We start from the raw sequence: 13,274 nt of genomic DNA, 5'->3' as shown, positions 1-13,274 counted from the left end.
AGGGACATGATCTATGCGCGGGCTGTGCCCGATATAGGTGTGGCTTACGCGTCTCCGCCGAACATGCTCGTGACGGATCCGTCTTCGAAGACCTCGCGGATCGCGCGACCCAGAAGCGGAGCGATCGGGAGGATCGTCAGCTTGTCCCAACGGCGCGACTCGGTCAGAGGGATCGTGTCGGTGATCACGACCTCGTCGATCGATGCATCCTGAAGGCGTTCGGAGGCGGGGTCACTGAAGATCGCGTGGGTCGCTGCGACGATCACGCGATGCGCGCCGTTCGCCTTGAGCGCCTGGGCGGCCTTGACGATGGTGCCACCCGTGTCGATCATGTCGTCGACGAGGAGGCAGGTGCGTCCCTCGACGGCTCCGACGATCTCGTGCACGGAGACCTGGTTGGCGACCTTCGGGTCACGACGCTTGTGGATGATGGCCAGAGGCGCACCGAGGCTGTCGGACCAGGTGTCGGCGACGCGCACGCGCCCCATGTCCGGTGAGACGACGGTGAGGATCTCGCGGTCCTCCGCGCTCAGCGTGCGCTCGAAGTAGTCCAGCAGCACGGGCTTGGCGAACAGGTGGTCGACGGGACCGTCGAAGAAACCCTGGATCTGAGCTGCGTGCAGGTCGACGCTCATCACGCGGTCGGCACCTGCCGTCTTGAGAAGGTCTGCGACAAGGCGGGCGCTGATCGGCTCGCGACCGCGGCCCTTCTTGTCTTGGCGCGAGTACGGATAGTACGGGGCGACGACGGTGATGCGCTTGGCCGATGCGCGCTTCGCGGCGTCGATCATGATGAGCGCTTCCATGAGCCACTCGTTCACCGGCTCACCGAAGGTCTGGATCAGGAAGAGGTCGCATCCACGGATCGAGACGTCGAACCGGGCGTAGATCTCCCCCGACGCGAACGTGCGGTGCTCGGTGGGCACGACCTCGGTGCCCAGCGACGCGGCGACCGCGGCAGTGAGAGCGGGGTGGGAACGCCCACCCGCGACCACGAGTCGCTTCTTGGTCTTGGCGACGAGTCCGGGGGCGATGCCGTTGTCCCGGTCCAGATCGACAGTCTTCTTCTTGCGCGCCATCGTTTTCGCCTATTCCGCCACTCGGGATCGGGCTGCGGCGTCTGCCGCGCCCGTGCCTGCCCTGTTCTTCTCGACCCAACCCTCGATGTTGCGCTGAGGGGCGACGCTCATGGCAAGGGAACCGGCGGGGACGTCCTTGCGGACTGTGGCGCCGGCACCTGTCTTGGCGCCGGCTCCCAGCCTAACGGGCGCGACGAGGGTCGTGTGCGACCCGGTGTGCACCTCGTCCTCGACCACGGTGCGGTGCTTGTTCACATCGTCGTAGTTCGCGGTGATGGTGCTCGCGCCGAGGTTGACGCCGCGTCCGATGGTCGCATCGCCGACGTACGACAGGTGCGGAACCTTGCTGCCCTCGCCGATCTCGGCGTTCTTCGTCTCGACGTAGGCGCCGATCTTGCCTCTGGCGCCGAGCACGGTGCCGGGGCGGAGGAACGAGAAGGGTCCGACCGTGGCCTCCGCGCCGATCACGGCGAGAGTCGCGTCGGTGCGACGGACGATCGCATCCTCGCCCACCTCGCAGTCGACGAGCGTCGTGTCGGGTCCGATGATGGCCCCCTCAGCGATCGTCGTGGCGCGCAGGATGTGCGTGTTCGGGAGGATCGTGACGTCGGGTGCGAGCGTCGCGTCGTCGTCGATCCAGGTCGTCGACGGATCGATGACCGTGACGCCCTCGAGCTGCCAGCGGCGGACGATGCGACGGTTGAGGAGGCGACCGACCTCGGCGAGCTGCGCGCGGTCGTTCACGCCATACGTCACGGTGACGTCGGACACCACGGATGCCGCGACTCGACTGCCGTCGCGGCGAAGGAGTCCGGGGACATCGGTCAGGTACATCTCGCCCTGCGCGTTGTCGACGCCCACCGACGGGAGGTACTTGCGGAGCGTACCGACGCGGAACACGTACATGCCGGCGTTGATCTCGCGAACCGCCGCCTCATCGGCGCTGGCGTCCTTCTGCTCGACGATGCGGTCGACGCCGCCCTCGGCATCGCGGATGACACGACCGTAGCCGTTCGGGTCGTCGACGACCGCGGTCATCAGGGTCGCCTCGGCATCCGCCTCGCGGTGGGCGTCGAGGAACGAGCGCAGCGTGTCGGCATCCGCGAGCGGGCAGTCGCCCGAGAGCACGAGGACGTCGCCGTCGAAGGATGCGGGAAGCGCGTCGACCGCGACCTGCACGGCGCGTCCGGTGCCTGGCACCTCGTCCTGATCGATGAACACGGCATCCGGGTAGTCGGCTTCGAGAGCGGCGATCACCTGGTCGCGCTCGTGGCGCACGACGACCTCGACGTGGGAGGCCCCGAGCCGGCCGGCGGTCGTGAGCACGTGTCCGACGAGCGGTCGCCCACCGATCGCGTGCAGCACCTTGGGCAGGCGCGAGCGCATGCGGGTTCCCTGGCCTGCGGCGAGGATGATGATCGCGAGATTGTTCCCAGTCATGCTCCGCCGCCAGGACTCGAACCTAGACCTAACAGCTCCAAAGGCTGTCGTGCTGCCATTACACCACGGCGGACCGCGGCCCTCGAGGGAGCCGCGGATCAAGTCTGCCACGTCCGCCTGCGTGCTACCGGCGATAATGGACGGATGACAGAGGCTGATGAGGTTGATCGGATCGTCGGCGCCTGGAACACCCAGCGCCCCGACCTCGACTTCTCGCCCCTCGAAGTCCTGTCGCGAATGGATCGGCTGACCCGCCTGCTCGATCGCGCTCGGCGCGACGTGTTCCGCCGCAGCGACCTGGAGGCCTGGGAGTGGGATGTGCTCTCGGCGCTGCGCCGCGCAGGAGCACCGTTCCAGCTCTCCCCCAAGCAGCTCCTGCAGCAGACGCTGGTGTCGAGCGGCACCATGACCAACCGCATCGACCGGCTGGTCGGGCGCCGATTCGTGCGACGCGAGGGCGACCCGGCCGACGGCCGCAGCGTGCTCGTCACGCTCACGGATGACGGGCGGATCAGGGTGGATGCCGCGATCACGCGTCTCGTCGACGTCGAGGACGACTTGCTGCAAGCTCTCTCCAAGGGCGATCGCGACCGCCTCGCCGCGCTGCTGCGCAAGCTGAGCCTCAGTTTCGACGCGTGAGGAACCGACGACATGGCGATGCTCTCCCCTCTTCCGGTGCGCGACGGCGTCGGCGCCACGCGTCTGCACGTCCCGATGAGCGGCGAATGGCCGACCGTGGGCGACTACATGATCGACCGGTTCTTCCACCTCGATCCCGAAGGCCTGCTCAGCCGTTTCGACCGGGGCGAGATCGTGGCCCGCGACGGCACTCCCCTGGCTCGCGACACACCCCTGGGCGTCGAGGAGTTCATCTGGTACTACCGTGATCCCCCTGTCGAGACCCGGCTCCCCGTCGAGATCGAGGTCATCCATCAGGACGACGACCTGGTGGTCATCGACAAGCCGCACTTCCTGCCGACCATCCCCGGCGGCAAGTTCCTGCAGAACTCCGCGCTGATCCGCCTCCGCAATCTGCTCGGCAACGACGAGCTCGCACCGATCCACCGACTCGATCGGGCGACCGCCGGGGTGCTCATGTTCTCGGCCCGCCCTGCCACCAGAGGGCCGTACCAGCTGCTGTTCGAGACCCGACAGGTGCAGAAGGTCTACGAGGCGGTCTCCGCCCGCCCGGCCGACTGGGACGCGTCGCGGTTCCCCCTCGTCTACCGCAACCACATCGTGAAGCTGCGCAACGAGCTGAAGGTGCAGGTCGACGACGAACGGGAGCCGAACGCCGAGACGCTGATCGAGGTCCTCGATGCCGACGACCTCGTCGTGCACACGCTGCTGCGCCCGCACAGCGGCAAGATGCATCAGCTGCGGGTGCACCTCTCAGCTCTCGGCCTCGGCATCCTGAACGACCCGTTCTACCCCGAGCTGCGCGGCGAGCGCCCCGACGACTTCGATCACCCCATGCAGCTGCTCGCCCGCGAGTTGCACTTCGTGGATCCGCTGAGCGGCGCGCCGAGGGTGTTCTCCACGACGCGCACGCTGCAGGACGCGCCCGTCAGCGGCGCATGATCTTGCGCGCGAGCCGCGTGCCGAGCATCTGCACGAGGTGCACGAACACCACGATCAGCACGATCGCCGCCCACATCACGAGCGGCTCGAACTGACGGAAGCCGTAGATCTGGGCGAACGCACCGAGACCGCCACCGCCGATGAGACCGGCCATAGCGGTCATGTCGATGAGCGCGACGACGATGAACGTGTACCCGAGGATCAGCGGTCCGAGGGATTCGGGGATCGCGACGGTGAAGAGGATGCGCCAGGGGCCGGCACCCATCGCGCGGGCGGCCTCGATGACTCCGGGCGAGACCGAGACGAGGTGCTGCTCGACGATGCGGCCGATCGCGAAGGCTGCGGCGAGACCGATGATGAACGCGCCGGCCGTGGTGCCGATGCCGGTGCCGACCACCACGCGGGCGAAGGGCTGCGCGACGGCCATGAAGATCACGAACGGGATCGGGCGGAAGAAGTTCACCGCGAGGTTCGCGACGACCGAGACGGGTCGGTTCTGCGCGAGCCCGCCTGGCCGGCTCACGTAGAGGATGACACCGATCGCGAGACCCAGGATGCCGCCGAGCACGAGTGCGAACGACGTCATGTAGAGGGTTTCGAGCGCGGCCTTCCAGAACTCGGGCCACAGTTCGTTCAGACGATCCATCAGCGCGCCTCCTCTCCGGCGATCTCGGTGACTTCGACGCGCTGCGAGATCTCCCCCAGCGTGCGGTCGATCACGGCGCTCTCACCGCGGATCGCGAGCGTGAGGTGGCCGAAGGCCCGCCCGCGGATGTCGTTGATCCCGCCGTACACGAGCTCGAAGTCGAGGCCGGCGCCGGCGAGGTCGAGGAACACCTGCGCCTGCGACGAGTCCCCGTCGCGGAACGAGAAGGTGACGAGGCGGCCCCGATGCCGCTCGCGCAGGACGCCGAGCTCGGACGGCGAGGGGATGCCCTTTACGACCGTGCCGACGAAGCGCTGCGACGCGGGGTTCTGCGGGGCGGAGAAGACGTCGAAGACATCGCCCTGCTCGATCACGCGACCGTTCTCCATGACCGCGACTTTGGTGGCGATCGTCTGGATGACATCCATCTCGTGGGTGATCACGACGATCGTGACTCCCTGCTCTCGGTTGACCCGCTTGAGCAGATCCAGCACCTCGTGCGTGGTCTGCGGGTCGAGGGCGCTGGTGGCCTCGTCGGCGAGCAGGATGGCGGGGCCGGTGGCCAGGGCGCGGGCGATGCCGACGCGCTGCTTCTGTCCGCCGGAGAGCTGCTCGGGGTAGGCCTTCGCCTTGTCGGCGAGGCCCACGAAGGTGAGGAGCTCGGCGACGCGCGTCTCGATGTCGGCCTTCGACCAGCCGGCGAGTTTGAGCGGGTACGCGATGTTCGCCTTGACGCTGCGCGAGGCGAACAGGTTGAACTGCTGGAAGATCATGCCGATGCCGCCGCGGACCTTGCGCAGGTCGCTCTCACGAAGAGAGGTGATGTCCACGTCGTCGACCGTGATAGTGCCGGCGGTCGCGGGTTCGAGCGCGTTGATCAGCCGCACGAGGGTCGACTTGCCCGCGCCGGAGTACCCGATGATGCCGAAGACATCGCCCTTCTCGATCGAGAGGGTGACGTCGTCGACGGCCACGACCTCGGCGTCTTCACGGGTGCGGGAAGGGTAGGTCTTCGAGACGTTCGTCAGGGTGACGATCGGCATGTGGTGCTCCGGTCTGCTTCGGGAACGAAGAATCGGGTGACGCACGAAGCGCCACCCGATTCTCCCTCATCGGACGGGGGTGTCTTGCACCCGGTCGTCCTACTTCTTGGCCTCGGTGTCCTCCTGGACCTTCTTCAGTGAGGCGACGAGGTCCTCGACCGGCGTCTGCAGCGGAACCGCGGTGTCACCCGAGGACTCGATCAGACCGGCCTGCACGTCTTCGTTCGTCTGGAAGATCTCGACGAGCTTGAGGTACGTCTCGTTGTCGGCGTCTTCGGCGCGCGACGCGAAGATGTTCACGTACGGCAGCGCGTTCGGGTCTTCCGGGTCGTCCTGCGCGATCGCGTCGTCGAAGGTCAGACCGGAGTCCTCGACGAAGTCGTTGTTGATGATCGCCGCGGCGACATCGGGCAGCGACGTGGGGATCAGGGCGGCCTCGAGGGCCGTGACCTTCACCTTGGACTTGTCGGTGTCGACATCGGCGAGGTCGGAGAAGATCGTTCCGCCGCTCTTGAGCTCGATGAGACCGGCCGACTGCAGCACGAGGAGTGCGCGTGCCTGGTTCGATGCGTCGTCGGGAACCGCGACGGTCTCCCCCTCGGGGATGTCGTCGACATCGTCGTACTTCTGCGAGTAGAGACCCAGCGGGTAGATCGCGGTCGAGCCGACCGGCGTCAGGTCGGAGCCCGAGGCGCTGTTGTACTCGGCCAGGTACACGATGTGCTGGAACTGGTTGAGGTCGATCTCGCCCTCGGTCAGTGCGGGGTTCGGCTGCTCGTACGAGCCGAAGTCTACGAGCTCGACCGTGATGCCCTCGTCAGCGGCTGCCTCGACGAAAGGAGCCCACTGTGCGTCTCCCTTTCCGACGACGCCGATCTTGACGGTCTCGTTCTCGGAGTCACCGCCGCCGGAGCCGGCGTCTGACGATGCCGTCGCGCAGCCTGCGAGCGCGACGAAGAGCGGGACCGCGGCGAGCGCGGCGATGACGGATGTGGTCCGACGGGATGCTGTGATGGACATGAGTGTTCGGGTTCCTCTCTTGGGGGACTCGAATACGTTAGGCAGCGCGACGCCGCGCGCGACAATCGAGTGTCACAGAGCGTCACAGCTCTCAGTCGTACTCCTCGATGCCCTGCAGTCGGACCTGCTCGAGGTCGAGCCGAGCCGAGATGCGGCGCACGACGAGATCGTCGACCGTGCCCTCTCTGCGGAGCCCCAGGAGCACCTCGCGCTTGCGGTCGATGAGAGCGAGCTTGAGGCGCGTGTGCTCTTCGTGGCGCAGCAGCGGCGAGCGCTGCATGACGTCGACGTCGACCGATGTGGCGAGCATCTGCAGAGTCCTGACCTCGCCGTCGGGGTTCTCACCGTCGGCGCCGATGCGGGTGGCGTCCGGCAGCCGCAGCACCGTCTGCGCAGCATCCGATCCATCGTCTCGCGGCCCGCCGTCGCCGGCCGCCTCGGACATGGTGTTCCCGCCGCTGCCGAGCGGATCCGGTTCGTCGAGGAGCACGTCGAGCGCCTGTGCCTCGGCATCGACGATCGCCTGTTCACGGGCCAGTGCCCGCGCGTTCGAGAACTCGAGCATCTGGTAGCCCTCGGCGCGCACCTTGTCGCGGATCTCCTGCCCGACGCCGTGCTCCGTGGCGAGGTCGTCGAGGGCGGCGAGCGCCGCGCCCGAGATGGTGCGCTCCGCGAGCTCGTACTCCTCGTCGTCCCTGTGATCGACCGGGAACCGCGCCCAGCGCACGATCGCCGGAAGCAGCGGCCCCTGCACGAGCAGACTCAGCAGGATCACACCCGCCGTGACGAACACGATCTCGTCGCGGCCGGCGATCTCGCCTTCGGTCGCACTCGCCGCAGGGACGGAGAGAGCGATCGCCAGCGACACGGCTCCGCGCATGCCCGCGACGGTCGACACCGCCATCGAGCGTGCTCGCGCACCGGGCGACGGGCGCGGAACTGTCCTGCGCTGGAAGAGGATGTTCATGACCTGGAAGAGGTAGCGCACGACGAGCAGCGTCATCCACACGCCGAGGGTGATGAGCACGAGACGACCGATGGCCGCCGCGGAGATCTCGTGCGCGACGAACTGCACCTCGAGCCCGATCAGCACGAACAGCGCTCCGTTGAGGAGGAAGACTCCGAACGGCCACGCGGCGTCGGCCTGCCTGCGCGACGAGGCCGTGGTCACCCTCGGCGAGACGTACGCGACGATGAGACCGGCGACGACGACTGCCAGCACTCCGGATGCGTGCACGATCTCGGCGACGAGGAAGGCCGAGAACGGGATGAGCAGCAGTGTCACGTTGATCACGATCGTCGACGACGTGCGGCGCAGAAGCAGGTATCCGAGGGCCGCGATCACGACGCCGGCAGCGATCCCTCCGACATACGAGGTGAGCACCGACATCGTCACCGACAGAGGCGTGATGTTGCCGCCGAGCGCGAGTGACACGGCGATCGCGTAGAGCACGAGCGCGGTGCCGTCGTTGGTCAGGCTCTCGGCCTTGAGCTTCATGAACATGCGGCGCGGCAGCAGCCGGCCGAGTGCGGCGACGGCTGTCGCATCCGGCGGCGCGACAGCGGCACCGAGGATCAGGGCGGTCTCCCACGGCATCCCGAACAGCAGTCCGACGCCCGCGACGGCGAAGGCGGACGCGACGACCAGCACCGTGCTCATCGGCAGGATGTACCGGAAGTCACGACGGATCGAGCGCAGCGACGTCGTCAGGCTCTCCCAGAACAGCATCACCGGGAGGAAAAGCAGCAGCACGGTCTCGGGCGGGAGCTGGATCTCACGCAGCTGCGGCACGAAGCCGAGCAGCAGACCGATGATGACGAGCACCAGGGGCAGCGCCAGCCGCACTCGCGGCGCGAGCAGCGTCCCCACGAGGATCGTGAGTCCGATCAGGACGGTGACCTCGAGTCCTTCCATCTGAACCTCCCGGGTACCGCAGGATCAAGCTGTGCGATCCCGGATGGCATCGAACCCCGCCCAGAGCACAGCGCATGGCAGTGCCACCGTATTCCCACGGAGCCCGGATGGCGAGGGTCAGTTCAGTCGAGCTCTTCCGTCAGCTCGAACCAGCGGAGCTCGAGCTCCTCGATCTCCGCCTGCTGGTCGCTGATCGCCTTCATCTTGTCGCCGAGGCCTGCGAAGTCCGACTGATCGTGATCAGCGAGAGAGGTCTTCGCCTTGTCGACCTGCTGCGTGAGCTTCTGGATGCGACGCTCCAGCGATGCGACCTCCTTCTGCGCTGCGCGCAGAGCGGCGCCGTCGAGGCTGGGGGCCTTCTTCTCGGTGTTGACGGCCGTCTGGGACTTGCCGGGCGCCGAGGTCTGCAGCTGACGTAGACGCAGGTACTCGTCGACGCCTCCGGGGAGGTGCCGCAGGTGCCCGTCGAGGATCGCGAACTGCTGATCCGTCACGCGCTCGAGGAAGTACCGGTCGTGGCTGACGACCAGGAGGGTTCCCGACCACGAGTCGAGCAGATCCTCGATCGCCGCGAGCATGTCGGTGTCGAGATCGTTGGTCGGCTCGTCGAGGATCAGCACGTTCGGCTGATCGAGGAGCACGAGCAGCAGCTGGAGGCGACGCTGCTGACCACCCGAGAGGTCCTTCACCGGGGTCGAGAGCTGCGCGGAGTCGAAGCCCAGGCGCTCGAGGAGCTGCCCGGGGGTGAGCTCCTGCGCCTTGGATCCTGCGCCCATCGTGTAGGACGTGCGCAGACGCGAGATCACGACGCGCACCGGCTCGCGTCGCACGTCCTCGAGTTCATCGAGGCGCTGGGTGAGTGTCTTGACCTTCACGGTCGTGCCGCGTTTCACGCGGCCGACGGTGGGCTCGACCGTGCCCGAGATGAGTCCGAGCAGCGTCGACTTGCCGGCGCCGTTGACGCCGAGGATGCCGGTGCGCTCCCCCGGTGCGATGCGCCATTCGACGTCGCGGAGCACCTCGCGCGTGCCGCCGTCCACGGTCGGGTAGGTCACGCCCACGTCGAGCAGGTCGACGACGTCCTTGCCGAGGCGCGAGACGGCGAGCGACTGCAGTGAGACCTTGTCTCGGATCTCGGGCACATCGGCGATCAGCTCGTTGGCCGCGTCGATGCGGAATTTCGGCTTCGCGGTTCGGGCCGGTGCCCCTCGGCGCAGCCAGGCGAGCTCCTTCTTGGCGAGGTTCTGACGCTTGGCCTCGGTGGCGGCCGCCATGCGGTCGCGCTCGACGCGCTGCAGGATGTAGGCCGCATAGCCACCCTCGAAGGGCTCGACGATGCGGTCGTGCACCTCCCAGGTCTCGGTGCAGATCTCGTCGAGGAACCACCGGTCGTGGGTCACGACCATGAGGGCACCGGAGTTCGGGCTCCAGCGCTTCTTGAGGTGCCCGGCGAGCCAGGTGATGGCTTCGACGTCGAGGTGGTTGGTGGGCTCGTCGAGGGCGATGACGTCCCAGTCGCCGGTGAGCAGCTTGGCGAGCGAGACCCGACGACGCTGGCCACCGCTGAGCGAGCCGATCTCGGCATCCCACGGCAGATCCTTCAGCAGTCCCTCGATCACATCGCGGATGCGGGGATCGCCGGCCCATTCGTACTCCGGGGTGTCACCGACGACCGCGGCGCTGATGGTCAGGTCGTCGCTGAGGGTGTCGGCCTGATCGAGAACACCGATGGTCGTACCGCCGCGCACGGTGACGCGGCCCGAGTTCGGCTCCTTGATCCCGGCCAGCATGCCGAGGAGGCTCGACTTGCCGTCGCCGTTGCGGCCGACGATGCCGATGCGGTCACCTTCTTCGATGCCGAGGGTCACGGAGTCGAAGACGACCCTGGTCGGATATTCGAGGTGAAGGGCTTCTGCCCCGAGAAGATGTGCCATGTTGCTTCCCAGGGTAGCCGGGTGCGCTGAGTGGGCCGGTCAGACTAGGGCGGCCTCGATCGCCGGAGCGTGCCGCGCCTGCATCCGGTCGACCCAGTGCCCGAGGAGCTCGAAGGTCGCGATGCGAAAGACGAGAGCGCGGACCAGGAGCTGCCGGCCCACGTTCCTGGCTTCTGCGAGACGGATCATCTCAGCGGGGTCGAGGCCGTGCCAGCACGCGGCGTCGGCGAGGACGATCGCATCGGCGAAGGCGACCGGACGCCAGTACGGCGCCCAGTCGATTATCGCCGGAGGCTGTCCCTGCGCGAACATGACGTTGCCGAGGAGATCGCCGTGGATGATCTGCGGTTGCGCCGAGACCGGCCGGAAGGCGGCGATCAGACGGTGGAGGGTCGGGTTCGCGGGCGCTTCTTCCTCTTCCCAGGCGATCCTGTCGGATCTCGCCCACGGATCGTCGGCCTGATCGAGGAACTCGGGGCGATCGAGACCCCGGACCGCGTGGTGGAATGCCGCCCCCGCGTCGAGCACGTCGCTCACGCGGGTCTCATCCGCAGCACCCGGGAGCCACTGCCAGGCCTCCCATTCGTCGACCGTCCACTCTCCGGATGCCGACGGGATCGGGCGCGATGTGCGGAACCCCACGGAGTGGGGCAGCCCTGCGAGGACAGCAGCCTTCCACACCGTCTCCCCGTCACCTGCGGACGGACGCAGCACCGTGTCGCCGGCCCGCCACGTCTGCCCTCGACCGCCGGGAAGGTTCAGGATCTCGTCCTGATGCGCGCTCCCGATTCCGAACTCGGCGAGCGTGGCGCGTGAGGGTGGGAGTGCCGTGGCCATGGGTCGAGGCTACGGGAGGCGGGTCTGGGCGGGAGTGCTGATAGACCGGCCGCTGCATTGCATATCGGGAATATCTCGCATCTTTGTTCGAATGTCGGTGGTTGCTGATCTACTTATTGCATGACAGCACTGCTCGACGCGACGGACTCACAGATGGCGACGCTCGCCGATCTGGTGACGTCGCTGCAGGTCGCGGAGGCGACGGTGAGCAGCGCAATGGCGGCTCGCGACGGCCTTCTGGCGATTGCCGGGCGGCTGGCGATCGACATCGCGAAACAGGGTGACCGTCCTGATCGTGGCGACCACTCGATCCGCACCATCGCAGCCGAGATCGCGACCGTGCAGCACGTCAGCGATCGCACCATCGAGCGGCGGATGGCAGCTGCGGGAATGCTGATCGACCTCTTCCCGAGCGTGTGGGAGGCGCAAGGCCAGGGTCGCATCAGCGCCGCACATTCCCGGGTCATCGTCGACGCCGGGTCGCACATCGACTCGCCGAGCGCCCGCGAGGCGTACGCCGCGATCATGCTTCCGCTCGCCGAGGTCGAGTCCCCCAACAGGCTGCGCGCGCTGGCGCGTCGAGTGGCCGAGCGGTTCGCCCCAACGACCGTGACCGAGCGACACCGCACGGCGCGCGCTCAGCGGCGCGTCTGGGTGACCGACGGCGAAGACGGAATGGCCGGGCTGCATGCGCACGCGCCTGCAGCGCTGATCCACGGCATGTTCGACCGCCTCTCGCAGATGGCGCACGCACTGCGTGATGAGAACCTCCGAGCCAGGCGTGAGGCGAAGCGAGAAGGACGAGACTTCGAGGCCGATGACCGCACGATCGATGAGATCCGCGCCGATCTGCTCACCGATCTGGTGCTCAGCGGCACGCCGACCGGGCATGACACCGAAGACGGGCTGCTCGCAGAGATCACGGCACGCATCGAGGTCACGGTTCCGGTGACGACCCTGATGGCAGATGACGCCAACCCGGAATCGTACGAGACGACGCGCGGCGGCGAGAGCTTCATGCGCCCGCCTGCCGAACTCGACGGCGTGATCCCCATCGATACCGACACCGCGCGAAGGCTCGCGGGCACCGCCACCGGTTGGGACAGGGTGATGACGCATCCGATCAGCGGGCGGGTGCTCGCTGTCGACCGGTACAGACCCGGCAAGCACCTCCGACGACATCTTCGAGCGAGAGACCAACGCTGTCGATTCCCCGGGTGTGGGATAGCGGCGCGGAAGTGCGACCTCGACCACAACCACGCAGCGTCGGCGGGCGGCGCGACCTGCGAGACGAACCTCGCCTCGTTCTGTCGGCGACACCACGTCCTGAAACACCACTCCCCCTGGCACGTCGAGCAGAAACCCGGTGGGGTCATGGAGTGGACGAGCCCGACGGGCCGTACCTACATCGACACTCCTCCTGCACCGAACACGGTCACCTTCACCGTTGAAGAGGATGCTGCACGCGCGCCGTTCTGAGCGAAGCGCTGGTAGCCGTCTGGCGCTGTGGATAACTGCGGCGGCACCGACCGCACTTTGACTACGGTGGCGCGGTGACCCCTCCTCGCTCGCGACCCTCGCCCGCTCCCCGACCGATGACGACGCGCACAAGAAGTGTGGCTGTCGTGTTGGTTGCGATCGCTCTCGGCCAGCTGCTCGGGTGCGCACCGGGGCCGGCACCGGCGCCCACGCCGACACCCGCATTCGCAAGCGAGGAAGAGGCGTTTGCGGCGGCGGAAGAGGTGTACCGGGCGTACAACGATGCGCTGAACGAACGAC

At 67.5% G+C, this 13,274-nt stretch carries 11 protein-coding genes and 1 tRNA gene; 3 read left to right on the top strand and 9 right to left on the bottom strand.

Going from position 1 to position 13,274, the window contains the following annotated elements:
- Positions 1–44: 44 nt before the first annotated feature.
- From ACQ4LY_RS11520 to ACQ4LY_RS11510, 3 genes are all read right to left on the bottom strand, one after another.
- A complete protein-coding gene (locus tag ACQ4LY_RS11520) occupies positions 45–1,079 on the bottom strand; it encodes a ribose-phosphate diphosphokinase (RefSeq protein ID WP_431071592.1) in 1,035 nt (344 codons plus the stop codon).
- Between the two features lie 9 nt (positions 1,080–1,088).
- Positions 1,089–2,519, bottom strand: a complete 1,431-nt coding sequence (gene glmU, locus ACQ4LY_RS11515) for a bifunctional UDP-N-acetylglucosamine diphosphorylase/glucosamine-1-phosphate N-acetyltransferase GlmU (RefSeq protein WP_431071589.1) — start codon at positions 2,517–2,519, stop codon at positions 1,089–1,091.
- 1 nt (position 2,520) lies between these two features.
- Positions 2,521–2,592: transfer RNA gene (locus tag ACQ4LY_RS11510), tRNA-Gln, on the bottom strand.
- A 71-nt stretch (positions 2,593–2,663) separates the two neighbouring features.
- On the opposite strand from ACQ4LY_RS11510, the gene ACQ4LY_RS11505 reads away from it, so the two are divergent.
- Positions 2,664–3,158 (top strand): MarR family winged helix-turn-helix transcriptional regulator, encoded by a 495-nt coding sequence (locus tag ACQ4LY_RS11505; RefSeq protein ID WP_056513455.1) that lies wholly within the window; start codon positions 2,664–2,666, stop codon positions 3,156–3,158.
- An 18-nt stretch (positions 3,159–3,176) separates the two neighbouring features.
- On the top strand, positions 3,177–4,100 hold the full coding sequence (locus tag ACQ4LY_RS11500) for a pseudouridine synthase (protein WP_431075675.1): 924 nt from the start codon (positions 3,177–3,179) through the stop codon (positions 4,098–4,100).
- Here the strand turns inward: ACQ4LY_RS11500 and ACQ4LY_RS11495 are convergent.
- The 6 genes from ACQ4LY_RS11495 to ACQ4LY_RS11470 all read right to left on the bottom strand — a co-directional run bounded on the left by ACQ4LY_RS11495 (position 4,087) and on the right by ACQ4LY_RS11470 (position 11,495).
- Complete coding sequence (locus tag ACQ4LY_RS11495) at positions 4,087–4,746, bottom strand: methionine ABC transporter permease (RefSeq protein ID WP_056312350.1); 660 nt, start codon at positions 4,744–4,746, stop codon at positions 4,087–4,089. The genes ACQ4LY_RS11500 and ACQ4LY_RS11495 overlap by 14 nt on opposite strands.
- A complete protein-coding gene (locus ACQ4LY_RS11490) occupies positions 4,746–5,789 on the bottom strand; it encodes a methionine ABC transporter ATP-binding protein (protein ID WP_431071585.1) in 1,044 nt (347 codons plus the stop codon). The genes ACQ4LY_RS11495 and ACQ4LY_RS11490 overlap by 1 nt, the downstream gene beginning before the upstream one ends.
- A 99-nt stretch (positions 5,790–5,888) precedes the next feature.
- The gene (locus ACQ4LY_RS11485) at positions 5,889–6,809 is read right to left on the bottom strand and encodes a MetQ/NlpA family ABC transporter substrate-binding protein (protein WP_431071582.1); all 921 of its coding nucleotides are present in this window, start codon (positions 6,807–6,809) and stop codon (positions 5,889–5,891) included.
- A 91-nt stretch (positions 6,810–6,900) separates the two neighbouring features.
- Positions 6,901–8,724: a Na+/H+ antiporter gene (locus ACQ4LY_RS11480; RefSeq protein WP_431071580.1), complete on the bottom strand. Its 1,824-nt coding sequence runs from the start codon at positions 8,722–8,724 to the stop codon at positions 6,901–6,903.
- 122 nt (positions 8,725–8,846) lie between these two features.
- Positions 8,847–10,658: an ABC-F family ATP-binding cassette domain-containing protein gene (locus ACQ4LY_RS11475; RefSeq protein ID WP_431071577.1), complete on the bottom strand. Its 1,812-nt coding sequence runs from the start codon at positions 10,656–10,658 to the stop codon at positions 8,847–8,849.
- 39 nt (positions 10,659–10,697) lie between these two features.
- The gene (locus ACQ4LY_RS11470; RefSeq protein ID WP_431071575.1) at positions 10,698–11,495 is read right to left on the bottom strand and encodes a phosphotransferase; all 798 of its coding nucleotides are present in this window, start codon (positions 11,493–11,495) and stop codon (positions 10,698–10,700) included.
- A gap of 120 nt (positions 11,496–11,615) precedes the next feature.
- Here ACQ4LY_RS11470 and ACQ4LY_RS11465 point away from each other — a divergent pair, with 120 nt between their 5' ends.
- On the top strand, positions 11,616–12,974 hold the full coding sequence (locus tag ACQ4LY_RS11465; protein WP_431071571.1) for a DUF222 domain-containing protein: 1,359 nt from the start codon (positions 11,616–11,618) through the stop codon (positions 12,972–12,974).
- Positions 12,975–13,274: the final 300 nt, after the last annotated feature.

This window comes from Microbacterium phyllosphaerae (genome assembly GCF_050628115.1).
Classification (GTDB): Bacteria; Actinomycetota; Actinomycetes; order Actinomycetales; family Microbacteriaceae; genus Microbacterium; species Microbacterium phyllosphaerae_A.
The sequence above is the reverse complement of the archived record's forward strand: the minus strand, read 5'-3'. Positions and strand labels throughout refer to the sequence as shown.